A 23864-nucleotide genomic window follows, 5' to 3' on the forward strand; every position below is an offset into this window, starting at 1 on the left:
AATCAACATGTCCATTCTGATCAATAAAGATACCAAAGTTGTTACCCAAGGGATCACCGGCAAGACCGGCCAGTTCCACACCCGCGGTTGCCGCGACTACGCGAACGGCAAAGCTGCCTTCGTGGCAGGCGTGAACCCGAAGAAAGCCGGCGAAGATTTCGAAGGCATTCCTATTTTCGCTAACGTCACCGAAGCGAAAAAAGAAACCGGCGCCAACGTTTCCGTCATCTACGTGCCGCCAGCAGGCGCGGCAGCGGCGATCTGGGAAGCTGTCGAAGCTGAAATGGATCTGGCCATTTGCATCACCGAAGGCATTCCTGTCCGCGACATGATGGCTTTGAAAGACCGCATGGCCAAAGCCAACAGCAAAACCCTGCTGCTGGGCCCTAACTGCCCAGGCTTGATCACGCCAGACGAAATCAAGATCGGCATCATGCCAGGTCACATCCACAAGAAGGGCCGTATCGGCGTGGTTTCGCGTTCGGGCACCCTGACCTATGAAGCAGTGGGTCAGCTGACCGCACTGGGCCTGGGCCAATCGTCGGCAGTCGGCATCGGCGGCGACCCGATCAACGGTCTGAAGCACATCGACATCATGAAGATGTTCAATGACGATCCAGATACCGACGCGGTCATCATGATCGGCGAAATCGGCGGTCCGGACGAAGCCAACGCGGCTTATTGGATCAAAGACAACATGAAAAAACCGGTCGTCGGCTTCATCGCTGGCGTAACGGCTCCTCCAGGCAAGCGCATGGGCCACGCCGGCGCGCTGATCTCGGGCGGTGCCGATACGGCACAAGCCAAGCTGGAAATCATGGAAGCTTGCGGCATCACTGTCACCAAAAACCCGTCGGAAATGGCGCGTCTGCTGAAAGCCATGCTGTAATCTCAGCCGGCTTACCGCAGTACAAGAAAGGAGCTTCGGCTCCTTTTTTTTTGTCCGCAAGACAGGCCGCATCCCGGCCCGGGACGACGGCGCTGGTCCGAACCGGCCCAAATGTGTCGCTTTTCTTTCCACGTGCATCGCCGCTGCCCGGGCGCGCCGCTGGCATGGCGCTTGCACCATGCACGGCGTGAGCAATGCACAATGGGAGGATACGATGCGCGCGCAAAGCGGATTTACCCTGATAGAACTGATGATCGTGGTGGCCATCGCCGGCATACTGGCGGCCGTGGCCATTCCCCAGTATGGCGACTACACGATGCGGGCCAAGGTCAGTAATGTACTGGCGGCCGCCGCCCCGTTGAAAACGGCCGTGGCTCTGTGCGTGCAGGAAAACGGCGGGCTGGCTACCGCCTGCAGCACGCCCACCCAGGCCGTGCCCAGTGCTATCCCCTTGTTCAGCCCGACGCGCGAAGTGGCGAGCGGAAAGGTCGACAAGGGTAATATCGAGCTGACCCTGGCGGCCGACCTGGGCACGGGTATCGGTGGACAAACCGTGACGATGACCATGAAGCCGGGCACGAGCAGCCTGACCTGGTTCAATAGCACCACCGTCACGAATGCGGCAGCGAAGGAAGCGATTACCAAAAACAACATTCCCGACGTGACGCCGACCCTGTAAGCAAGGCTTGCCGGCAGGGTGTCAGACGATTTTTTGCCGGTCCGCGATCAGCGCTTCATAGGTGAGGTTTTGCAGCAAGGTGTAGTGGGTCGGTTCCAGGTCGATGAATTGCACGCCATACGTATAGATTTCCGCCACCTCGGCGGCGTGGCCATTCGATGGCTTGCCCACGCTGACATTCTGGATGCGCGCGCGCGTGTTGACGCGCATCTGATGCTTGTTCGGCTGCACCAGCAGGGTAAAGCTGAGGGCCACGCCGTCGTCGTCCGGCGTGAGCATGCTGGGCGCCTCGATCAGCGCGCCCGAAACGCTGAGGTTGACGATGAACACGGGCACGGCCGCCACATCGCGGTAGCTGAGCTGCGCCGGGATGTCCACTTTGACGCGCATGGCCGTGCGCAGGCTGGTGCCCTGGATGGCGTCGGGAAAGCTCAGGTGGACATAATTGAGCGGACGGCCAAAGATGCGCAGCACGCTGCAGGAAAACGAACACACGGTGACGCCGGAAAACACGCGGATGGTCAGCTTGTCGCCCTCGTTGAGCATGATGGCGGCGCCGTTTTCCATGGGAATCTTGACGATCAGGTACTCATCTTTCACATAGCCGATCAGAGTCGAGAAATGCTGGATGGGTTTGATGGTGCGGTGCGTGATGAACTGGATGCGTCCACCCACCTGCAGATTCATGGCCTCGAATTCGAAGTCCTGGAGCTTGCTTTCCGCGGCGGGCTTGTTGCTAGTCATGCGATGCTCATCTGGATATGGTCGACTCGCAGTATGCATGATTTCTTGATGAAAAAGCATTTATATCAATGAAATTCATATTGGCATCGAAAAATGCCATGCGCGCGTGCCGGTGCAGGATTCAGGCTTTACAATTGCATCAATATTAACGAATGTAAATCTTATGCCGCGAAGCTACTTCTGGACCATGTTGTTCTTGATCTTGCATCAAATCGACGCTGCCTACTGGAAAGAGTGGGAGATGTTTCATGTGCCGGGCGGCGTGCAGGGTTTTCTGGTGTTTAACCTGGCGGCGATTGCCCTGGTGCTTGCCGGTTACCGGCACGTGCTGCTGGCCACCCCGCAGGCGACCCTGTATGCGGGCATCTGCGCCGCGCTGGGCGTGGGAACGTGTTTGATCCACGCCGGCTTCGCGCTGGCAGGGCAGGAACAGTTCCACTTGCCCCTATCCGTGGCTATTATCGTGCTGTGCCTGGCATGCGCCGTGTGGCTGTTGCGCGATTTGCGCCGCGTCAAGGTGACGCGGCCAGTGCCCGCCTGAAGCGGTGGCGTCTTACACCTCGGCGTGCCAGTCGCCCGACTTGCCGCCATGTTTTTCCAGCACGCGCACGTTCGTCATGACCATGCCCCGGTCGACGGCCTTGCACATGTCGTAGATCGTCAGCAAGCCGATTTGCACGGAAGTGAGCGCTTCCATTTCCACGCCCGTCTTGCCCGTCGTGTCAACCTGGGCGCGGCAGTGCACGCTGTTGGCCGCCTCGTCCACTTCAAAATCGACGGTGACGCGCGTGAGGGCCAGCGGGTGGCACAGGGGAATCAGGTCGCTGGTGCGCTTGGCGCCCATGATGGCGGCGATGCGGGCGATGCCCAGTACGTCGCCCTTCTTGGCGTTGCCCGAAATAATCAAGGCCAGGGTGGCGGGCTGCATGCGGATGGTGCCGGCGGCCACGGCGCTGCGGCGCATGTCTTCCTTGCTGCCCACGTCGACCATATGGGCCTGGCCCGTGGCGTCGAAATGGGTCAGTTCCCCGGCGGGGGCTTGCTTGTCTGCTGTTGTCATGGCGTCAAAATAGGTGAGGAGTGGGGGCGCGGCACGCCTGGCCACCACGCCATGCCACTGGCATGGCGCATGCTTGTTGCGTGGGAATGGGCGCCGCGAACAAGGTATGATAGCACCCGTGAATTCAAAAACTCTTCTTCCGATCGTCCTTGAAAACGCCGGCGCGGCATGGCTGCGCAGCTCCCGGCGCGCGTCGGTGCTGGCTGCATTGTGGCTGGCGGCACCCTGTACGCTGGCGCAAACCTATACCTCCGCGCCCGCGGCGCCGGTTGCCGGCGTGGCGGCCAAGCCGGCCGGCAGCTGGACGCCGCTGGCCGTGCCGCCGGCGCCGAATCTGCCGAACCTGGGCGATACGTCGCGCGAAGACCTGTCGCCGGCGATGGAGCGCAAGATTGGCGAGGAAATCATGCGCGGCATCCGCGGCGACCGAGACTACCTCGACGATGCGCCCTTGCTGGAATACCTGAATACCTTCGGCAACGCCCTCGTGGCGGCGCGCCCCAGCGTGCGCGGCGAAACGAATTACGACTATTTTTTCTTTGCCGTGCGCGATCCCCAGTTGAACGCGTTTGCCTTGCCGGGCGGCTTCATCGGCGTGCACTCGGCCCTGGTGCTGGCGGCGCAAACGGAGGCGGAACTGGCTTCCGTGCTGTCGCACGAGATCGGCCATGTGGCGCAGCGCCATATCGCGCGCATGCTGGGCCAGCAGCGCCAGGATGCCCTGATGCCGCTGGCCGCCATGTTGTTGGCTGCGCTCGCTTCGCGTGCGGGCGGCGACGTGGCCATGGGCGTGTTTGCTGCCGGCCAGGGCCTGGCCATCCAGCGCCAGCTCAATTTCGGTCGGGACGCCGAACGCGAGGCGGACCGCATCGGTTTCCAGATCATGGGCGAAGCCGGTTTCGACACCACCGGCATGGTGGCCTTTTTCGGCCGCATGCAGGCGGCCAACCGTTCGTACAGCGACCTGATGCCCGCCTATCTGCAGACCCACCCGCTGACGACCGAACGCATCGCCGACATCCAGGCGCGCATTCGCGAGCAGCCGTACAAGCAGCGTGCCGACAGCCTGAGTTTCCACCTGGCCCGGGCCCGCGCCCGCGTGCTGCAGGATGAGAGCGTGCAAGGCTTGTTGAACGCCAAGGCCCTCTTCAAGACGCAGCTGGAACAGCAAAGCCGTTTCCAGGTGACGGCCGCCCATTACGGCCTGTCTTTCGTCGCCGTCAAGCAGGGCAAGCCTGCGGAAGCGCAAAAGGAACTCGATGCGGCCAATGCCGCCCTGCACCAGCCGGCCGGGCCGAATGTACTGACGTCGGGCGGCACGCAGGGCCCCAATTCGCTGCTGGCGGCGATGGGGCTGGAAGTGCTGTTGATGCCGGCGCAAAAGAAGGAAGTGGCGCAGCAGGCCCTGAAGGCGGCGGACGCTGCGCGCCAGCAGTTTCCCCTGTCGCGCGGCATTGCCCACCAGTATGCGGAAGCGCTGATGGCTGCCGGCAAGCTGGAGCAATCCACGCTGTATTTGCGCGAGCAGGTGCAGCTCTACAAGGAAGAGCCGGAACTGTATGATTTACTGGCGAAAGCCTATGCGGACCAGGGCAAGATGACCTTGCAGCACATGGCGCTGGCCGAATCCTACGTGCTGCAGGGTGCCACCATGGCCGCGCTGGACCAGCTGACGATCGCCCGCAAATCGACGGACGCGACCTTTTATGACCAGGCCGTGATCGATGCGCGCGAGCGCGAGTTGCAGGAGAAACGCCGCGAACAGATCAAGGACCAGAAGGGTTAGCGCTTACCCGGCTTGCGGCGCCTGCTGGAAGCCGAAGGTTTGCGCTACGCCGGCATAGGCCAGCGGCTGCACGGCAATCTCCTTGCCGGCATGCAATAGAGTCAGCTTGCCCCGCTGTTCTTCCAGCCATGCCAGCAGGGCGTCGTCGCTGGCTTGCCGGCCGTCGATGCGCAGCGCGGGCAGCACCTGGGCCATGTCGCGGTCATCCACCTGCGCGACGATGTCGCCGTGGCGCAGGATCAGCGCGCCGTTGTCGCACAGCCAGGCGGCATCGATGGCCGCCAGCGGCGCACCCGTCTGCAAGACAAAACCGTGCTGCGGGTCGCTGCGGGCGATGTAGGGCGTCGCTTCCAGATTCACGTACACGCGCTGCGGGCCATTCTGGAAAAACCAGCAACCGCGTTCGTCCTGGGCGTAATTGCGGTTGATAAAGCTCAACAGGGCGGCGTGGGCGATCTTGTCGCCCGGCAGTTGTTGCTGTTGCGCCTGCTGGTCGCGCATGCGCCAGTGGCCGCGCGCGTCCAGGCCCAGCCAGCCGTAGCAGTGGGGCACGTTCGGCCATTTGGCCAGGGCCTGTTTGACGAGTTCATCCATGTGTAGCGTTTTCCGTGTGAGTGCGCGCATCGCCAGCGTGACAGGTTTGCGGCGCCGATGGCGCCGTGTTGCCGCCTTCAAAAAAGTGGATCAGGCGCTGCGGCAGCCAGCGTGTGCTTCCCGGCAACTTGCCTGCCGCAAAGCCGACGTGGCCGCCGTGGCGCGGATACTCGAGTGTGACCGTCGGCGCGGCGTTGCGCGGCAAGAAGCGTCCGGGCAGGAAAGGATCATTTTGCGCATTCAGTACCAGGGTCGGCACGGTGATGTCCGGCAAGACGTGCTTGGCGCTGGCGCGGTGCCAGTAATCGTCGGCGTCGCGGTAGCCGTGCAGGGGCGCCGTGACGACGTCGTCGAAGGCGTGCAAGTCGCGCGCGGCCAGCATGGCGTCGCGCGCAAACAGGCCGGGAAACTGTTCCAGCTTGGCCAGGCATTTCGGTTTCAAGGTGTTCAGGAACATGCGCGTGTAGAGCCGGTTGGCGCCGGAAGACAGGGCCTTGCCCCCTTGCGCCAGATCAAGGGGGGCGGACACGGCCGCCGCCGCATCGACGAAATCGGCCTGGTGCTGCGACTGGCCCAGCCAGCACAGCAGGGCATTGCCGCCCAGCGAGACGCCGGCCGCGTAAAACTTGCCGGTGGCGCGCGGGCGCAGTGTGCGCACGACCCAGTCCACTTCCTGCGCATCGCCCGAGTGGTAGAAGCGCGGCGCCAGGTTGGCTTCGCCCGAGCAGCCGCGGAAATGCGGCACGGCGCCCGACCAGCCGCGCGCGGCCACCTCGGCCATCAGGGCGCGCGCGTAATGGCTGTTCGACGAGCCTTCCAGGCCGTGGAACAGCACCACGAAGGGCTGGCCCGGCTGACCGTCGACCAGGTCGACGTCGACGAAGTCGCCATCGGGCGCTTGCCAGCGTTCGCGGCGGAAGGCCACGGCCGGCTTGGCGAGGCACACGGCCGGATAAATCGTCTGCGCGTGGCCGCCAGGCAGCCAGAGCGGGGCAGTATAGGAAAGAGACAAAGACATCAGTGCAGGATCTGCGCCCCCGTGGCGTCGGCCGGCGCGCCGCCCGGCGCGATCGAGGCATGGTGCAGCACGATGCGCCAGCCGCGCGGCGTTTTCACGTACACATTCGTCGCCAGCAGATGCGCTGGACCGCCTTCTTCCTGGGTGACGCCTTCGATCACCGTGTGCACCGAACTCATCAGGTTGTGCGTTTCATGCAGCTGCGCCGGCACGATGTGCAGGCCGCCGCCCGCCAGGATGGTTTCCCACGAGGCGCGGATGGCGGCATGGCCGATCAGGCGCGCGCCGCCCGGATGGATGCAGACGATCTCTTCATCGTCGGCCCACAGCGCCATCAGCGCTTCGAGGTCGGCGCGGTGCAAGGCATCGTAGAACGCCGCTTCGACTTCCGCGGCGCTGCCATTGAGTTCTTTCAGACGTTTCATGACGACTCCGGCTTGAGCGGTACAGCTAGCTGTGTAAATGAAAACGGCGCGCTGGGGGCGCGCCGCTGGGCAGTTTAATGATGGCCGGCGCTGGCGCCTTCCTTCAGGGTATAGGCCGTGCCGCAGTACGGGCACTTGGCGATACCGTCCTTGTTGAATTCCAGGAACACACGCGGATGCGACGACCACAGCGGCATGGCCGGGTTAGGGCAGTGGGCTGGCAAGTCTTTACTGTCGAGTTCGACCGCTGGCTGGGTGGTTTTTGTCATCTTGTCATGCTCCGTGAGGCTGTATGGAAGGAAGTCGGCTGCTGCCAAAACCACGATTTTAACGGATTCAGGCAGACAGCAAAAATCATGGCTAAAATGGCGGCTCGATCATCTTCGGCTGCGGCGCGGGTTTTTACGGAAATATGGCAGCTGCAGCGCCACACTGACTGGATTTGCCTTGCCGGTATCGCCGTTGTCACCCTTGTCGCCACGCACCATTGTTGTGCAGTTACCACAGTACGTCTGCCGGAGCGCCGCGTGAACGCCGTCCTGGCCGCCAAGGACGACGCCCTGCTGAAAGATGCCTGGCGCGCCGGCCTGAACCTGGGTGCGCCCACCCTGCTGGGCATCGCCGCCTGGGGCATGGTGGTGGGCGTGGCCATGGTGAAAAGCGGCTTGACTGTAGCGCAGGCGGGGGCCATGACCCTGTTTGTCTTTGCCGGCTCGGCCCAGCTCGCATCCTTGCCGCTGCTGGCCGCGCATGCGCCCGTGTGGGTGATCTTCGCCACGGCCCTCGTCGTCAATTTGCGTTTTGTCATCTTTTCCGTGCTGCTGGCGCCCCATTTTTCCCATCTGCCGTGGCGCCAGCGCTTTGGGCTCGGCTATGTGGCGGGCGACATCACGGTGGGCCTGTTCCTGCAGCGCTATCCGCACGAAACGCCGGACCCGGCCAAGCTGCCTTTCCTGAAAGGCTTGATCTATCCCAACTGGCTGGCCTGGCAAATCGGTTCCTTCATCGGCATCGTGCTGGGCGCCGTCGTGCCGGCCGAATGGGGCTTGGGTTTTGCGGGCACCCTGGCGATCCTGTGCGTGACGGTGCCGCTGATCCTCAGCCGCGCGGCCCTGTGCGGCGTGCTGGTGGCGGGTGCGGTGGCCGTGCTGGCCTATGGCCTGCCATATAAACTGGGCTTGCTGGTGGCCGTGCTGGTGGGCATGGTCAGCGCCATGGCCGTGGAAGAATTGACAGAGAAATGGACAAAACGCCATGTTTGACGGCATAGACTGGGGCAGGGCCGACGTGTGGATCGCCATCGCCGTGCTGGTGGTGGCGACAGCGGCCACGCGCAGCACCTTTTGGCTGATCGGCCATCACATCACCATTCCGCGCCGCGTGGGCGAGATGCTGCGCTATGCGCCGGCCTGCGCGCTGGCCGCCATCATCGCGCCCGACATGCTGATGGAGGGGCAGCAGGTGCACTTCGAATTGTCGAATTTGAAACTCTTGTCCGGTATTGCCGCCACGCTCTTTTTTGTGATTCGCCGCAATATGCTGCAAACCATCGTGTTTGGCATGCTGGTTTTCACGGGCTTGCGACTGTTGCACGTTTTTCAGTAAAGCAGGACAAATCGGGGATTTGCTCTGGTCATTGCGGTAAAATAGCGCACTTCCTTCCACTCGTCATCTGGATCGCCATGTCAGCTGTTCTCAACTTCATCCGTCTGCAAGATTTGATCGCCCAAAATGCACTGCAAGGCAAGCGCGTGTTTATCCGCGCCGACCTGAATGTCCCGCAAGATGACAGTGGCAAGATCACCGAAGATACGCGCATCCGCGCCTCGGTGCCGGCCATCCGCGCCGCGCTGGACGCTGGCGCCGCCGTCATGGTGACGTCGCACCTGGGCCGCCCGACGGAAGGCGAGTTCAAGCCGGCCGACAGCCTGGCGCCCGTGGCGGCACGCCTGTCCGAGCTGCTGGGCCAGGAAGTTGCATTGAAACAAAACTGGGTCGATGGCGCCGGCCTGGAAAACCTGGCTGCCGGCCAGGTCGTCCTGCTGGAAAACGTGCGCGTCAACAAGGGCGAAAAGAAAAACAGCGATGAGCTGGCGCAAAAAATGGCCAAATTGTGCGATATCTACGTCAATGACGCGTTCGGTACGGCGCACCGCGCCGAAGCGTCCACGCACGGCATCGCCAAGTTCGCGCCCGTCGCCTGCGCCGGCCCGCTGCTGGCCGCCGAACTCGATGCATTGGGCAAGGCGCTGCACGCGCCAGCCCGTCCGCTGCTGGCCATTGTTGCTGGTTCGAAAGTATCGAGCAAGCTGACCATCCTGAAAGCCCTGTCCGACAAGGTCGATAACCTGATCGTCGGCGGCGGCATCGCCAACACCTTCATGAAAGCTGTCGGCTTGAATGTCGGCAAGTCGCTGGTGGAAGCGGAACTTGTCGAGGAAGCGAAAGCCATCATCGACATCATGGCCAAGCGCGGCGCGCAAGTGCCGATTCCCGTCGATGTCGTGTGCGCCAAGGAATTCTCGCCCACGGCCGTTGCCACCGTCAAGGACGTGGCCGACGTGGCGGACGACGACATGATCCTCGATATCGGCCCGAAAACGGCGGCCTTGCTGGCGCAGCAAATCGGCGCCGCCGGCACCATCGTGTGGAACGGCCCCGTCGGCGTGTTCGAATTCGACCAGTTCGGCAACGGCACCAAGACCCTGGCCCTGGCCATTGCCGATTCGAAAGCTTTCTCGATCGCTGGCGGTGGCGACACCCTGGCGGCGATTGCCAAATACGACATTACCGATAAAATCAGCTATATCTCGACGGGCGGCGGCGCTTTCCTGGAGTTCCTGGAAGGCAAGACTTTGCCCGCCGTTGAAATCCTGATGCAACGCGCCGCTTAAGGCGCTACCGTCAGCAATTCAGTACCAAGCGCAGCCTGATCGCTGCGCTTTTACCTTGCCGGGCGGTTCAGCCGCCAGGTCTTGCTCACCTTCGCTCGCGCACAAGGACTCCTATGCCACGCGGTACAAAAATCGTAGCAACAATCGGCCCCGCTTCCACCGACTTCGATATCCTGGTGAAGATGATACGCGCGGGCGTCGACGTGGTGCGCTTGAATTTTTCCCACGGCAAGGCGCAAGACCATATCGACCGCGCGGCGCTGGTGCGCCTGGCGGCGGCCGAGTGCGGCCGCGAAGTGGCCATCATGGCCGACATGCAAGGGCCGAAGATTCGCGTCGGCAAGTTTGAAAATTCCCGCATCCAGTTGGAAGCGGGCGACAAGTTCATCCTCGACGCCAAGTGGGGCGAAAACGGCGAACTGGGCAACCAGGAGCGTGTCGGTCTCGACTACAAGGCCCTGCCGCGCGACTTGCACAAGGGTGACGTGCTGCTGCTGAACGACGGCCTCATCGTGCTGATCGTCGAACGCATCCACGGCAGCGAAATCCACACCACCGTCAAGATTGGCGGCGAGTTGTCGAACAACAAGGGTATCAACCGCCAGGGCGGCGGCCTGTCCGCGCCCGCGCTGACGGCCAAGGATATGGAAGATATCAAGACGGCCATGAGTTTCCAGGCCGACTATCTGGCTATTTCCTTCCCGAAATGTGCGACCGACATGGAAATGGCGCGCCAGCTGGCCAATATCGCCGGCGAACCGTACCACCACAAGCCGATGATGATCGCCAAGATCGAGCGCGCGGAAGCCATTCCTGCCCTGCAAGAGATTCTCGACGCGTCCGACGGCATCATGGTGGCGCGCGGCGACCTGGCGGTCGAGGTGGGCAATGCGGCCGTGCCGGCCTTGCAGAAACGCATGATCAAGATGGCGCGCGCGTCGAACAAGATTGCCATTACGGCAACTCAGATGATGGAATCGATGATCGTCAACGCCGTGCCGACCCGCGCGGAAGTGTCCGACGTGGCCAATGCCGTGCTCGATGGCACGGACGCCGTCATGACGTCGGCCGAAACGGCCTCGGGCAAGTACCCGATCGAGACGGTGGAAATGATGGCCGCCATCTGCGTGGAAGCGGAACAGTCCGAATACAACAAGCTCGATGCCGATTTCCTCAACGTCACGTTTACCCGCATCGACCAGTCGATCGCGTATGGCGCGCTGTTCACGGCCCATCACCTGCGCGTCAAAGCCATCGTGGCGCTGACGGAATCCGGTTCCACCGCCTTGTGGATGAGCCGCCACAGTATCGACACGCCGATCTATGCGCTCACGCCCAGTGTCACCACTTTGCGCAAAGCCGCGCTGTACCGCAATGTTCGGGCGTATCATCTGATGCAGAACGCCCCCAGCGCGCAAGTGCTGAAGCAGGCGGAAGAGCTGCTGGTGGCGCAGGGCATCGTCCGCAAGGGCGACATGATCGTCGTCACCTGGGGCGAGCCGATGGGGCAGGTGGGCGGCACGAATGCCTTGAAGATTGTGAAGGTAGGCGAATTCGAGTAAAAACTGCCCAGGGCGTTGTTGCATTGCCTAGTCGTACTAGTTGTACTGCCTTCGGCAACGCGCCTAGCCCTGAGCAGTTTGTTGGACGTTCTAATTTAGTTGAAAGAATTCAGGCGCCGCCGCGGTTATTGACCACCGCGAAGCGCCGCAACGGTTTCTATTGTTATCTGGAGTATTACCATGTCTCTCGTATCCATGCGTCAACTGCTGGACCATGCCGCCGAAAACGGTTATGGCATTCCTGCTTTCAACGTCAACAACCTGGAGCAAGTGCAAGCCATCATGGCTGCCGCCGATGCGCTGAACAGCCCGGTGATCATGCAAGCGTCCGCTGGCGCGCGCAAGTACGCCGGTGAAGCGTTCCTGCGCCACCTGATCGACGCGGCCGTCGAAGCGTATCCGCACATTCCCGTCGTCATGCACCAGGATCACGGCCAGTCGCCGGCCGTCTGCATGGCCGCCATCCGCTCGGGTTTTACTTCCGTGATGATGGACGGTTCGCTGGAAGCGGACGGCAAGTCGGTCGCTTCCTACGAATACAACGTGGAAGTGTCGCGTGAAGTGGTGAAATTCTCGCACGCCATCGGCGTGACGGTGGAAGCGGAACTGGGCGTGCTCGGTTCGCTGGAAACCATGAAGGGCGACAAGGAAGACGGCCACGGCGCCGACGGCACCATGACCCGCGAGCAACTGCTGACGGACGTGGCGCAAGCGGCCGACTTCGTGCAGCGCACCCAGTGCGACGCCCTGGCGATCGCCATCGGCACCTCGCACGGCGCGTACAAGTTTACCCGCAAGCCGACGGGCGACATCCTGGCCATCGACCGCATCAAGGAAATCCACGCGCGCATCCCGAACACCCACCTGGTGATGCACGGTTCGTCGTCGGTGCCGCAGGAATTGCTGGCCATCATCCGCGAATTCGGCGGCGACATGAAGGAAACCTACGGCGTGCCAGTCGAGGAAATCCAGGAAGGCATCCGTCACGGCGTGCGCAAGATCAACATCGACACCGACATCCGCCTGGCGATGACGGCTGCCGTGCGCAAGTATCTGTTCGAGAACCCGTCGAAATTCGACCCGCGCGACTTCCTGAAGCCAGCCCGTGCCGCCGCCGAGCAAATCGTGCGTGCGCGCATGCAGGCGTTCGGCTGCGAAGGCCAGGCGTCGAAAATCAAGGTCATCACGATGGAAAAAATGGCCGAGCGCTACAAGGCCGGCGAGCTGTCGCAAATTGTGAAGTAAAATTCTGTCTGGAACGGGCCGGAAGCAATGCTCCGTGCCCGATTTTCTCGACCAGCGGGCACCCCCTGCCTGCCGGTTTCGTTTCATCCAACTATTCCCCCGCTATGAACAGCCTCTATCAGACTTCCATCCACTCCCTGCCATTGCTGGGCCACGGCAAGGTCCGCGACAACTACGCCGTTGGCGACGACAAGATCCTGATCGTCACCACGGACCGCCTGTCGGCCTTCGATGTCGTCATGAACGAGCCTATCCCCGGCAAAGGCAAGGTCCTCAACCAGATGAGCGATTTCTGGTTCGAGAAACTGGGCCACATCGTGCCGAACCACCTGACCGGCGTGGCGCCGGAATCCGTGGTGGCGCCAGAGGAAGTGGAGCAAGTGCAAGGCCGCGCCGTGGTGGCCAAGCGTTTGAAACCGATCATGGTCGAGGCGGTCGTGCGCGGCTACATCATCGGTTCGGGCTGGAAGGACTATCAGGACACGGGCAGCATCTGCGGCATCGCCTTGCCAGCGGGCTTGCAACAGGCGGAAAAACTGCCGGAGCCGATCTTCACCCCGGCAGCCAAGGCCGAGCTGGGCGAGCATGACGAAAACATCAGCTTTGCTGAAATGGAAGAGCGCATCGGCGCCGAGCTGGCCGCCAAAATGCGCGACGTCGCCATTGCCCTGTACAAGACGGCTGCCGAATATGCGGCCACGCGCGGCATCATCATCGCCGACACCAAGTTCGAATTCGGCCTGGACGACAACGGCGTCATGCATCTGATGGATGAAGTGCTGACGGCCGACTCGTCGCGCTTCTGGCCTGCCGATTCCTACCAGCCAGGCATTTCGCCGCCGTCGTTCGACAAGCAATTCGTGCGCGACTATCTGGAAACGTTGACCTGGGGCAAGACCGCGCCGGCGCCGGCGCTGCCGGCCGACGTCATCGAAAAAACCCAGGCCAAGTACTTCGAAGCCATCGAACGCCTGACGGGCGAGAAGCTGAAGGCCTGAGATGAGCGAGCAGAATAAGCCGCTGGTCGGCGTCATCATGGGGTCGTCCTCTGACTGGGACGTGATGCAGAATGCGGTTGCCATCCTGAAACAGTTTGGCGTGCCGTACGAAGCGCAAGTCATTTCCGCGCACCGCATGCCCGACGAGATGTATGCGTACGCGAAAAGCGCGCGCGCGCGCGGCTTGCGCGCCATTATCGCCGGCGCCGGCGGCGCCGCCCACCTGCCTGGCATGGTGGCGGCGATGACCATCGTGCCCGTGCTGGGCGTGCCCGTGCCATCGAAATACTTGCGTGGCGAAGACTCCATGCTGTCCATCCTGCAAATGCCCAAGGGCGTGCCGGTCGCCACTTTCGCCATCGGCGAAGCGGGCGCGGCGAATGCGGCGCTGACGGCCGTGGCGATGCTGGCCGCCAACGACGATGCCCTGGCCGAAAAGCTGGAAGCGTTCCGTACCACGCAAACGGCCGCCGCCAAGGCCATGGTCTTGCCTGATTAACATGTTTGAAAAATAATGAATAGTAAATCGACTTCCCCATTGCTGCCTGCCGCCCATCCACCGGCGTGGCTGGGCGTGATGGGCGGCGGCCAGCTCGGCCGCATGTTTGCCCAGGCCGCACAAGGCATGGGTTATCAGGTGGCCGTGCTGGAACCATCCGACGCCTGCCCTGCGGGGCAGGTGGCGCAGCGCCTGGTCCATGCCGCATATGATGATGTGGCCGGTCTCGACACCCTGGCGGCACAATGCCTGGCCGTCACCACCGAGTTCGAGAACGTGCCGGCCGACAGCCTGTCGCGCCTGGCCGAACGGGTATTCGTGGCGCCGGATGCGCACGGCGTGTCGGTGGCGCAAGACCGCATCGCGGAAAAACGTTTCTTTGTCGACTGCGCCGCCAAGTCCGGCGTGCTGCCGGCGCCGCATAGGGTCATCGCCACGCAGGACGATATCGATGCCATCGGCGACGACTTGCTGCCGGGCATACTGAAAACCGTGCGCATGGGCTATGACGGCAAGGGCCAGTTCCGCGTGCGCACGCGTGACGACGTGCGCGCCGCCTTTGCGGAAATGGGCGAGGTAACTTGCCTGTTGGAAAAAATGTTGCCGCTGGCGTATGAAGTGTCCGTGCTGACGGCGCGCGGCGTGGATGGCGAATCGGTCGTGTATCCGATCGCCGAAAACGTGCACCGCGACGGCGTCCTGTTTACCACTACCGTGCCTGGCCCGAACGTGTCGGATGACTGCGCCGCCAGGGCGCAGCGGGCGGCGCAAGCCATGGTCGCCGAACTCGGCTATGTCGGCGTGCTGTGCATCGAATTTTTCGTGCTGGACGACGGCAGCCTGGTGGTCAATGAAATGGCGCCGCGTCCGCACAACAGCGGCCACTACACGATGGACGCCTGCGTCACCAGCCAGTTCGCGCAGCAGGTGCGGGCCATGGCGCGTCTGCCGCTGGGCGACGTGCGCCAGCATTCGCCGGCCGTGATGCTCAACATCCTGGGCGACGCCTGGTTTGCCGACGACAGCGATGTTGCCTGCGAACCGGCGTGGGACCAGGTGCTGGCGCTGCCGGGCGCGTGCCTGCACCTGTATGGCAAGGACGACCCGCGCCGTGGCCGCAAGATGGGCCACCTGACCTTCATCGCGGCCACCTTGCAAGAGGCGCAGCAGCGCCTGCGCGACGCTTGCCTGATCCTGGGAATCGCGCCGTGAGCGTGCCTGCACACGATCTGGCAGCGGCCGCTGCCGTGCTGGAATCGGGCGGCCTCGTCGCTTTCCCGACGGAAACGGTGTATGGCCTGGGCGCCGATGCGGAAAACCCGGCCGCCGTGGCGCGCATCTACGAAGCCAAGGGCCGGCCCTCGGACCATCCCGTGATCGTGCACGTGGCGCCTGGCGCCGACTTGGCGCACTGGTCCGACGATCTCCCGCCCGAAGCGCAGCAACTGGTGGCTGCTTTCTGGCCCGGTCCGCTGACCCTGATCGTCAAGCGCGCCGCGCATATTCCCGACGCCGTGTCCGGCGGCCAGGATACGGTGGGCTTGCGCTGCCCGTCGCACCCGGTGGCTATCGCATTGCTACGCACCTTCAAGGGCGGCAAGGGCGGCCTGGCGGCGCCGTCGGCGAACAAATTCGGCAATGTCAGCCCCACCACGGCGCAGCACGTGCGCGATGAATTCGCGGCGGAACTCGCCAGCGGCTTGCTGGGCCAGGTTCTCGACGGCGGACAGAGCGATGTCGGCATCGAATCGACCATCGTCGACCTGTCGCGCCTGGCCACGCACGGTCCCGTGCTGTTGCGTCCCGGCCATATCAGCAGCGAGCAGATCGCTGCCGTCATCGGTCGCGCACCGGCTGTGGCGGACGCGGCCGCGCCGCGCGCCTCGGGCACCCTGGAATCGCACTACGCACCGCACACGCCTGTTGCGATGCAGCATAGCGACGACGTGCGCGCCACCTTGAACCGTCTGCTCAATGACGGGCGCCGCGTGGCCCTGATCCACTACTCGGATCTGCCGCCGGCCAGCGCCAGCGTGCGCCTGGCAGCGACCCCGGAAAATTACGCACATGCGCTGTATGCCTCGCTGCGCACGATGGACCAGGTCGGCGCCGAGCTGATACTCGTCGAAGCACCGCCTACCGGTCCCGCGTGGCTGGGCGTGAATGACCGTCTGCGGCGTGCCGCCTTCGGCTCAAGTGGTATCTTGCAGCAATTTCTGTCCGCATAATAAAAGCCCCGCAAGGGGCTTTTTCTTGATGCAGCGCAATAGAGATGCTTGCCACGAAACATCTTATATCCTCCATAATTCAGCGGATCGCCCGGTCGTGACGGGGCGCTGGCAGTGTTGTTATTTCGTTGATTTTTAAAACATATTTTCTATACAAGCCTGAGGAACGATGGCATATTAGTTGGGTAGCGAATAGCACGCCCGTTCGTTTAGAAACCAGAAAAAAGACCGAGGAGACAAAATGCATCAAACAAAATTCGCGCTGGCCGTGCTGGCTGCGGCTGTCCTGGCAGGTTGCGGCGGCGCCAGTGGCGGTGATCAAGCCTTGAAAGTCAAATACACGGCGCAGGTGTCGTTCGGCGACAGCCTGTCCGATGTCGGTTCGTATGCCGTCGCCGGCGTGGCGGCGAGCGGTGGCGGCAAATTCACCATCAATGGCGACAATACCAAGATCAATCCTGAACTGACGGGCAAGAACTGGACCGAGCACCTGGCCGCGCAATTCGGCTTGCCGGCGCCATGCGCCGCCGAAACGGGCCTGGAAGGCAGCATTCCCTCCCTGCAGGCTCCGCGCGTCAAGCATGCGGGCTGCTTCGGCTACGCCATGGGCGGTTCGCGCGTCACCAACCCGGTCGGCCCGAACAACAAGTTGGCGGGCGGTGCGCTGGGCGCCCTGACCGTGCCCGTGGTGACGCAGATTGCGAACCACCTGGCCGTTTCCGGCGGCAAGTTCAGCGGCACGGAAGCCGTCTTCGTGATGGCGGGCGGTAACGACGTGCTGTATCTGCTGGGTGCATTGCAAACGGGGGCGACCGCCGCTGGCCAGGCTGCTGGCGCGACCGCTGGCGCCCAGGCTTTCGCCACCAACCTGGCGATGGCCCTGGCGGCCGGCGCCACCAATCCAAACACGGCAGTGGTTGCCATTGGCACCGCCATCAAGACGGCCAGTGCGGCGCCTGGCGCCACGTCGGCAACCATCGTCGGTGCCGCCGTGCAAGCTGCCATGATTGCGGGCAATGCGAATGCCCAGACGCTGGCCCCAGCCCTGGCCGCCAAGGCACAAGCCGACGCGACGGTGACGGGCAACGCCGCCGGCGCCAAGGCCGGTGCCGATTACGCTGCGGCACAGGGGCCGTTGCTGGTTGCCGCCATGGGACAGGCCGGCAAGGAGCTGGTGGTGCTGGTCAAGGACCAGATCATCGCCAAGGGCGCCAACTATGTCATCGTCAACAACCTGCCGGACGTGGCCGGCACGCCATCGGGCTTGAGCAAGGATGCCAACACCAAGGCGCTGATCAATGCCATGGTCAACACCTTCAACGGCGAGCTGAGCGCGGGCTTGAACGGCAATGCGAAAGTCTTGCTGGTCGACGTGTTTGCCGTCAGCCATGACCAGGGCGTCAATCCTGGCCCGTATGGCTTGACCAACGTCAGCGAGACGGCCTGCGACCTGAGCACGGCGAAGAATTTCCTGGGCAGCTCGCTTGTGTGCAATGGCACGAACCTGAAAGCGGGCGACGTCAGCCATTACTCGTATGCCGACGAAGTGCACCCTACGCCGTTCAACAACCTGTTGCTGGCCCGTTATGTGGCCAAGGACATGGTCGTGCGGGGCTGGCTGTAAGGGATGGCCGTACCGGCTGTGCCTGAGAGGCGCGGCCGGTGCCGGCAGCGACAAGACTCGAAAGCGGAACACTCCGCACATACTGAATCAGGAGACAAGATGAAGAATCGTTTGAATACCGCCGTACGCGTGCTGGCCGCGGCTGCCGCGATGGCCATGGCGACGGGCGCTTCGGCGCAAAGCGCAGGCACCTGGATGGCCAAGGCTGGCCTCAACAAGATCACGCCGCACGTGGACAGTGGCGACATTTCCGCGCCGGCATTGCCGGGCACCAAGGCCGACGTCAAGTCGGATACCAAGCCCATCCTGACCTTTGCCTACATGATCACGGACAATGTTTCCGCTGAAATGATTTTGGGTGTGCCGTACAAGCATGACCTGATCGGCGACGGTTCCATCAAGGGCACGGGCAAGCTGGGGACGGCGGAAGCCTTGCCCCCGACAGCCTTCATCCAGTACCGTTTCTTCCAGCCCAATGCCATGATCCGCCCCTACGTGGGCGCGGGCTTGACGTATGCCTATTTCCAGAAGGAAAAAGGTTCGGGCCAGATGACGGCCTTGCTGGATCCGGGTGGAAAACCAGTGACGTACCGTATGGACAACAAGCTGACAGGCAGTCTGGTGGTCGGCAGCACCCTGGCCTTCAACGAGCGCTGGTTTGCCGATGTGGCGGTGGTCAAGACCTACCTGAAAACCAAGGCGAAATTCTCCACGGGGCAAACGCAGGACATCAAGCTCGACCCGGTCGCCGTGAGTATCAGCATCGGGTATAACTTTACCCTGTAAAACAAAAAATCCGCCTCGGCGGATTTTTTTTTGTCCCGCTTAGGCTGGCGGTGTATTGAACTTACCATTGTGGAAGATCAAGGGCGGCTGCGCGGCAAACGCGCATTGTTCCACTTCGCCCACGAAAATGACGTGGTCGCCTTCCGGATAGCGGCTGCGGTTGTGGCATTCGAACCAGGCCGATGCGCCTTTCAGGATGGGCTGGCCCGTGCGCGACAGTTCGTACTCCACGTCGTCGAAGGGATTCGGCGTGCGTCGTGAAAAGCGCGTGGCCAGTTCCGCCTGGTCGGCGCCCAGCACATTGATGACGTAATGCGAGTTGCCGCTGAAAATGGGCATGCTGTTCGCCACGGAACCGAGGCTCCACAGCACCAGGGGCGGCGACAGCGAGACGGAATTGAAGGAACTGGCCGTCAAGCCACGGAAACTGCCGTCGGCCAGGCGCGTCGTAATGACCGTTACGCCGGTGGCAAACTGCGACAGTGCCTGGCGGAAATGTGTCGTATCGAATTCTTGCGCGGGCGCGCGGGGAGAGCGTGTGTTCATGGGTGACCTGTCTATTTGCTGACATTATGCCAAAAATCGGCCATGCCAGCGCAATCGTGGCCGGCATGCCCGTATGTGCGGTGTCCCACGCGCCGTTTCAAGCGGCGCTGCAAGCCATGGCGCTTTGCGTTACAGTGGTGAAATGATAAGTCGCAGCAGCGTTGCGGGAGGACATCATGAATCAACAGACGGAAGTGGCGGTATTCGGCGGTGGCTGTTTCTGGTGCCTCGCCGCCGTGTATGGGGAAGTGCGCGGCGTGACGCGCGTCGAGTCCGGCTACACGGGCGGCGGCGTGCCCCATCCCAGCTACGAACAGGTTTGCAAGGGCGACACTGGCCACGCGGAAGTGGTGCGCCTGGAATTCGATCCTGCCATCATCGCTTACCACGACTTGCTGGAAATCTTTTTCACGCTGCACGACCCCACCACCTTGAATCGCCAGGGAAATGATGTCGGTACGCAATTTCGCTCCGTCATCTATTACCAGTCGGCCGCGCAGGAAAGCGTGGCGCGCAAGGTGCTCGCCGAAATGGCCGGCGTGTGGGATGCGCCCATCGTCACGCAGCTGGCGCCGGCCGCCACCTTTTATCCGGCCGAGGATTACCACCAGAATTATGTCGAGCAGCATCCCTTGCAGGGCTATTGCGCCCTCGTCGTCGCGCCCAAGGTGGAGAAATTCCGCGCCATGTACGCGGGCCGCCTGAAGTAAGACGGCCCCGCGCGCCTGTCAGGGCGCGAGCACGGGCGCCGGCCTTGTTTCCTGCGTATTCTCTTGCGCATACATGTAGTTGCGCGACCAGGGCAGGGTGGACGAGCGCCGGCCTGCCTTCACGCAGACGATCTGGTACAGGCTGATCAGGTCTTGCTCGAAGGCATAGGCGCAGCCGGCCAGGTAGACGTGCCAGATGCGGAAGCGCCGTTCGCCCGCCAGCGGACGGATCTGCTCGGCATGGGCTTCGAAATTCTCCGTCCACAGGGCGCAGGTGCGCGCATAGTGGCGGCGCAGGTTTTCCACGTCCAGCACTTCCAGTCCCCCCTGCTGCATGGTTTTCAGGACATTGCCGATGTGCGCCAGCTCGCCGTGCGGAAATACATACTTTTCGATGAACTCGCCGCCGCCATACGGCGTTTCGCCATTGTCCGGGTCGGTCGAGGTGATGCCGTGGTTCATCGCCATGCCATCGGGCGCGAGCAGCTTGTGGATGATGGAAAAGTAGTCGGGCAAGTGTTTCAGGCCCACGTGCTCGAACATGCCCACGCTGGTGATGCGGTCGAACTGGCCCGTGACGTCGCGGTAGTCTTGCAGGCGGATATCGATCAAGTGGGCCAGGCCGGCCGCCGCCACGCGTTCGCGCGCCAGCGCGTACTGGTTTTCCGACAGGGTCACGCCCACGCAGCGGGCGCCATATTGCTGCGCGGCACGAATCACGAGCGCGCCCCAGCCGCAGCCGATGTCGAGCAGGGTCTGGCCCGGCTGCAGCTGAATTTTCTTCAGGATATGGTCGATCTTCTTGACTTGCGCCTGCGCCAGGGTTTCATCGCCGTGTTCGAAATACGCGCAGGAATACACGAGGGCGGGGTCGAGAAATTGTTCATAGAACGCGTTCGACACGTCGTAGTGGTAGCGGATGGCTTCGGCATCCTTGCTCTTGTCGTGCGTAAAGCTGCGCACGATGCGGGCCAGTTTGCCTTCCGGCTTCAAGGTCGTGCGCGCCAGGGCATTGCAGATGGAAATCATGTCCATCGCCGTACCCTTGACCTCGATATTGCCTTCCACATAGGCCGAGCCCAGGTTGGCCAGCGACGGGTTCAGCAGGTAGCGGGCCGAGGCGACGGTCGGCAGGCGGATGGTGACTCTGGGCGCTTCGCTGGACAGGTCGACATGCTGGCCGTTCCACAATTCTATGCGTAGCGGCAAGGCGGTCTTGCTGCGGATGCTGGCAATCCAGGACTTGAGTTGGTTTTGTACAAACAAAATGGCCTCCAATGAAGCGGCCGCCATGGCAACCGCAAATTGAGAAACAATGTCATTTAGTAACTTCTACCCTCATAGCCTACACCTATATTGACCAGCTTGCTTTGCGCCGCCTTGCTTATCCTGTTCAGGGTTGCAGGCGCTGCATGCTCCATTGCCCGTCAGCATCGCGGGTAAACACGATGCGGTCGTGGAAGCGCGAGCGGCGCCCCTGCCAGAATTCGATGCGTTCCGGCTGCAAGCGGTAGCCGCCCCAGTGGGCGGGGCGCGGCGGCTGCGCATCGCCGACGGCGGCGGCCACGGCCTCGTAATGGCTTTCCAGCTCGGCGCGGTTGGCGATGGGGGCGCTTTGTTGCGAGGCAATCGCCGACAGCCGGCTTTGCAGGGGGCGCACATTGAAATACTCGTCGCTCTCGGCCGCCGTGGTTTTCACCACCGTGCCCTCGATGCGCACTTGCCGCTCCAGCTCGCGCCAGAAGAACAGCAGGGCCGCGTGCGGATTGTGTTCGAGCTGCTGGCCCTTGTCGCTGTTGTAATTCGTGTACCAAGTGAAACCCCGTTCGTCGAACTGCTTGATCAGCACGATGCGCGAGCTGGGCTTGCCGTCGGGACTGACGGTGGACAAATCCATGGCATTCGGCTCCATCACCTGCGCGTGGACAGCCTCGGCAAACCATTTCTGGAACTGGGCGATGGGATCGGCCAGCACGTCCGTCTCGCTCAGGCTCGATTGCACGTAATCGGTGCGCATGGCCGCCAGCACGGCGGTCGCGTCCGGCGCTGCGGGGGCTTCCGGCGCATCGGGTGCGATGCCGCGGCGGCGCTGCATGGCCGTGCCCAGCTGCTCCATCTGTTGCGCGCTGAACAGGCGCTTGGCCATGGGCGCCAGATGGCCTTCTTCCTTGGCCATGTGGGCCTGGTAAGCGGCAACATAGTCGCGCACCCCGTCGGCGGATAGCTGCGTGCCCGTGCCGGCCGCGATGGCGTCCAGTGCCGGGCGCAGGGTCAGCCAGGCCTGGTCCATGCGCTGGTGGTCGGCGAGGATTTCCGGCACCAGCGTGATCAGCAGGGCTGCATCGTCGCCCGTGGCCGTCGCCTGCAGCATGGGCATCAAGTCCTGCTCTTCATCGTCATGGTGCAGATGGGCCGCTTTATTGAAATATTGCAACACCGCCTTGGCCGCCTGCTGCGCGTCCGCCGTGTTGCCGTGCTGCGCCAGATGGCCCAGCAGGTTTTGCAGGGTCGTCAGCTGCTTGCGGATCTTGTCGTGGCAATGCTTGAGCACGGCGATGGGCTGGTCAAAGCCGGGAACGGAGTCGAACAGGGGAGAGGTCATGGCGAGTTCTCGTGGTGAGCGGTGTGGGGGCGCGGCGACAATTGCTCTTGTCGCTGTGTCAATTCGGCTATTTTAGAATATCCGCCAGCGCAGTGTCCGTTAAAATGGCGCCATGCATACCTCCACCAATGAACAAATTTCCATGGACTTGACCGAGATCGATTTTGAGCGGCGTTTCGGCGGCATTGCCCGCCTGTACGGCGCGCCCGCTTTGGCGCGCTTCCGCGCCGCGCATGTGTGTGTGATCGGCGTGGGCGGCGTCGGTTCCTGGATCGTCGAAGCGCTGGCGCGCAGCGCCGTTGGCCGCCTGACCCTGATCGACCTGGATAATGTGGCCGAATCGAACATCAACCGCCAGATCCAGGCCATGAGCGACACCATCGGCAAGGCCAAGATCACGGCCCTGGCCGAACGCATTGAATTGATCAACCCGTTTTGCCAAGTCACGCAGATCGAGGATTTCATTACCCCCGATAATCTGGAGCAGTTGCTGGGCGGGCGCGATTTCGACTACCTGGTGGACGCCATCGACAATGCCAAGGCGAAAGCGGCCGTGATCGCGTATTGCCGCGCGCGCAACATTCCCATGCTGACCATCGGCAGCGCGGGCGGGCAGACGGACCCGACATTGATCGCCGTGCGCGACTTGTCGAAGACGGAACAGGAACCGCTGCTCAAGCGCGTGCGCAAATTGTTGCGCACCGAATATGGTTTCCCCCGTGGCGTGAAAAACAAATTCAATGTCGACGCCGTGTTTTCCATGGAGCCGTTGAGCACGCCCGAGAGCGCGGAAGCGTGCGCCATCGATGGCACGCCCGCCGGCGTCACCGGCCTGAACTGTGCCGGCTTCGGTTCCAGCGTGGTGGTGACGGCCAGCTTCGGCATGGTGGCGGCCGCCCATGCGCTGAAAAGCTTGCGCCAGGACAAAGTTGCTGAAGTGCCAGCGTCAATGCCAGTGCCGGACGCCGCCTGAGT

Annotated in this window: 26 protein-coding genes; 17 read left to right on the forward strand and 9 right to left on the reverse strand. The window is 62.6% G+C overall.

The annotated features are described in order from the left end of the window. The first annotated feature begins 7 nt into the window (after nt 1–7). Nucleotides 8–889: a succinate--CoA ligase subunit alpha gene (gene sucD / locus OX459_RS00590; RefSeq protein ID WP_034746085.1), complete on the forward strand. Its 882-nt coding sequence runs from the start codon at nt 8–10 to the stop codon at nt 887–889. Nucleotides 890–1103: 214 nt separating this feature from the next. Then, on the forward strand, nt 1104–1568 hold the full coding sequence (locus OX459_RS00595; protein WP_289903312.1) for a pilin: 465 nt from the start codon (nt 1104–1106) through the stop codon (nt 1566–1568). Between the two features lie 21 nt (nt 1569–1589). Here the strand turns inward: OX459_RS00595 and OX459_RS00600 are convergent, their stop codons facing one another. Beyond that, nucleotides 1590–2312: a flagellar brake protein gene (locus OX459_RS00600; RefSeq protein ID WP_251350124.1), complete on the reverse strand. Its 723-nt coding sequence runs from the start codon at nt 2310–2312 to the stop codon at nt 1590–1592. Nucleotides 2313–2475: 163 nt separating this feature from the next. Between OX459_RS00600 and OX459_RS00605 the strand changes: the two genes are divergently transcribed. Beyond that, complete coding sequence (locus tag OX459_RS00605) at nt 2476–2853, forward strand: DUF6713 family protein (RefSeq protein ID WP_354004616.1); 378 nt, start codon at nt 2476–2478, stop codon at nt 2851–2853. A 12-nt stretch (nt 2854–2865) separates the two neighbouring features. On the opposite strand, the gene moaC is transcribed toward OX459_RS00605, so the two are convergent. Further along, a complete protein-coding gene (moaC, locus tag OX459_RS00610) occupies nt 2866–3372 on the reverse strand; it encodes a cyclic pyranopterin monophosphate synthase MoaC (protein WP_289903313.1) in 507 nt (168 codons plus the stop codon). A 277-nt stretch (nt 3373–3649) separates the two neighbouring features. Here moaC and OX459_RS00615 point away from each other — a divergent pair, with 277 nt between their 5' ends. Next, nucleotides 3650–5158 (forward strand): M48 family metalloprotease, encoded by a 1509-nt coding sequence (locus OX459_RS00615; protein ID WP_289904800.1) that lies wholly within the window; start codon nt 3650–3652, stop codon nt 5156–5158. Between the two features lie 3 nt (nt 5159–5161). Here OX459_RS00615 and OX459_RS00620 read toward each other — a convergent pair whose 3' ends face one another. The 4 genes from OX459_RS00620 to OX459_RS00635 form a co-directional block, all read right to left on the reverse strand. Beyond that, a complete protein-coding gene (locus tag OX459_RS00620; protein ID WP_289903315.1) occupies nt 5162–5752 on the reverse strand; it encodes a DUF2946 family protein in 591 nt (196 codons plus the stop codon). Continuing rightward, the gene (locus OX459_RS00625) at nt 5745–6770 is read right to left on the reverse strand and encodes an alpha/beta fold hydrolase (protein ID WP_289903316.1); all 1026 of its coding nucleotides are present in this window, start codon (nt 6768–6770) and stop codon (nt 5745–5747) included. The genes OX459_RS00620 and OX459_RS00625 overlap by 8 nt, the downstream gene beginning before the upstream one ends. After that, nucleotides 6770–7195, reverse strand: a complete 426-nt coding sequence (locus OX459_RS00630) for a nuclear transport factor 2 family protein (protein ID WP_034780622.1) — start codon at nt 7193–7195, stop codon at nt 6770–6772. The genes OX459_RS00625 and OX459_RS00630 overlap by 1 nt, the downstream gene beginning before the upstream one ends. Nucleotides 7196–7269: 74 nt before the next feature. Next, nucleotides 7270–7464, reverse strand: coding sequence for a zinc-finger domain-containing protein (locus OX459_RS00635; protein WP_034780619.1), 195 nt, complete (start codon nt 7462–7464; stop codon nt 7270–7272). 258 nt (nt 7465–7722) lie between these two features. Between OX459_RS00635 and OX459_RS00640 the strand changes: the two genes are divergently transcribed. The 11 genes from OX459_RS00640 (at nt 7723) to OX459_RS00690 (ending at nt 19031) form a co-directional block, all read left to right on the forward strand. Next, nucleotides 7723–8457 (forward strand): AzlC family ABC transporter permease, encoded by a 735-nt coding sequence (locus OX459_RS00640; protein ID WP_289900146.1) that lies wholly within the window; start codon nt 7723–7725, stop codon nt 8455–8457. Further along, nucleotides 8450–8800: an AzlD domain-containing protein gene (locus tag OX459_RS00645; protein ID WP_099666364.1), complete on the forward strand. Its 351-nt coding sequence runs from the start codon at nt 8450–8452 to the stop codon at nt 8798–8800. Before OX459_RS00640 ends, OX459_RS00645 begins: the two co-directional genes overlap by 8 nt. A 77-nt stretch (nt 8801–8877) precedes the next feature. Continuing rightward, nucleotides 8878–10089 carry a phosphoglycerate kinase gene (locus OX459_RS00650; protein ID WP_099666365.1) on the forward strand — a complete coding sequence of 404 codons (1212 nt, stop codon included), beginning with the start codon at nt 8878–8880 and terminating at the stop codon, nt 10087–10089. A gap of 113 nt (nt 10090–10202) precedes the next feature. Then, nucleotides 10203–11651: a pyruvate kinase gene (pyk, locus tag OX459_RS00655; protein ID WP_099666366.1), complete on the forward strand. Its 1449-nt coding sequence runs from the start codon at nt 10203–10205 to the stop codon at nt 11649–11651. A gap of 180 nt (nt 11652–11831) precedes the next feature. Next, entirely contained in the window at nt 11832–12896 is a 1065-nt protein-coding gene (fba, locus tag OX459_RS00660; RefSeq protein WP_289903317.1) for a class II fructose-bisphosphate aldolase, read from the forward strand. A 104-nt stretch (nt 12897–13000) separates the two neighbouring features. Further along, the gene (locus OX459_RS00665) at nt 13001–13894 is read left to right on the forward strand and encodes a phosphoribosylaminoimidazolesuccinocarboxamide synthase (protein ID WP_099666367.1); all 894 of its coding nucleotides are present in this window, start codon (nt 13001–13003) and stop codon (nt 13892–13894) included. 1 nt (nt 13895) lies between these two features. Further along, nucleotides 13896–14393: a 5-(carboxyamino)imidazole ribonucleotide mutase gene (gene purE / locus OX459_RS00670; protein ID WP_289903318.1), complete on the forward strand. Its 498-nt coding sequence runs from the start codon at nt 13896–13898 to the stop codon at nt 14391–14393. A gap of 15 nt (nt 14394–14408) precedes the next feature. Then, nucleotides 14409–15605: a 5-(carboxyamino)imidazole ribonucleotide synthase gene (locus OX459_RS00675; RefSeq protein ID WP_289903319.1), complete on the forward strand. Its 1197-nt coding sequence runs from the start codon at nt 14409–14411 to the stop codon at nt 15603–15605. After that, nucleotides 15602–16621: an L-threonylcarbamoyladenylate synthase gene (locus tag OX459_RS00680; RefSeq protein ID WP_289903320.1), complete on the forward strand. Its 1020-nt coding sequence runs from the start codon at nt 15602–15604 to the stop codon at nt 16619–16621. Before OX459_RS00675 ends, OX459_RS00680 begins: the two co-directional genes overlap by 4 nt. 241 nt (nt 16622–16862) lie before the next feature. After that, nucleotides 16863–18245 carry an SGNH/GDSL hydrolase family protein gene (locus OX459_RS00685; RefSeq protein ID WP_289903321.1) on the forward strand — a complete coding sequence of 461 codons (1383 nt, stop codon included), beginning with the start codon at nt 16863–16865 and terminating at the stop codon, nt 18243–18245. A 99-nt stretch (nt 18246–18344) separates the two neighbouring features. Continuing rightward, entirely contained in the window at nt 18345–19031 is a 687-nt protein-coding gene (locus OX459_RS00690) for an OmpW family outer membrane protein (RefSeq protein ID WP_289903322.1), read from the forward strand. 39 nt (nt 19032–19070) lie between these two features. Here OX459_RS00690 and OX459_RS00695 read toward each other — a convergent pair whose 3' ends face one another. Then, a complete protein-coding gene (locus OX459_RS00695) occupies nt 19071–19577 on the reverse strand; it encodes a flavin reductase family protein (protein WP_077408668.1) in 507 nt (168 codons plus the stop codon). A gap of 176 nt (nt 19578–19753) precedes the next feature. Here OX459_RS00695 and msrA point away from each other — a divergent pair, with 176 nt between their 5' ends. After that, nucleotides 19754–20287 carry a peptide-methionine (S)-S-oxide reductase MsrA gene (msrA, locus tag OX459_RS00700; protein WP_289903323.1) on the forward strand — a complete coding sequence of 178 codons (534 nt, stop codon included), beginning with the start codon at nt 19754–19756 and terminating at the stop codon, nt 20285–20287. Nucleotides 20288–20305: 18 nt separating this feature from the next. Here msrA and OX459_RS00705 read toward each other — a convergent pair whose 3' ends face one another. Together OX459_RS00705 and pdxH are read right to left on the reverse strand one after the other, a co-directional pair. Beyond that, the gene (locus tag OX459_RS00705; RefSeq protein WP_099668346.1) at nt 20306–21553 is read right to left on the reverse strand and encodes a cyclopropane-fatty-acyl-phospholipid synthase family protein; all 1248 of its coding nucleotides are present in this window, start codon (nt 21551–21553) and stop codon (nt 20306–20308) included. A gap of 127 nt (nt 21554–21680) precedes the next feature. Further along, nucleotides 21681–22889, reverse strand: coding sequence for a pyridoxamine 5'-phosphate oxidase (gene pdxH / locus OX459_RS00710; protein WP_289903324.1), 1209 nt, complete (start codon nt 22887–22889; stop codon nt 21681–21683). A 112-nt stretch (nt 22890–23001) separates the two neighbouring features. Between pdxH and tcdA the strand changes: the two genes are divergently transcribed. Then, on the forward strand, nt 23002–23862 hold the full coding sequence (gene tcdA, locus OX459_RS00715) for a tRNA cyclic N6-threonylcarbamoyladenosine(37) synthase TcdA (protein WP_289903325.1): 861 nt from the start codon (nt 23002–23004) through the stop codon (nt 23860–23862). Nucleotides 23863–23864: the final 2 nt, after the last annotated feature.

Origin of the sequence: Janthinobacterium sp. SUN026 (assembly GCF_030397625.1) — a bacterium.
GTDB lineage: Bacteria > Pseudomonadota > Gammaproteobacteria > Burkholderiales > Burkholderiaceae_D > Janthinobacterium > Janthinobacterium kumbetense.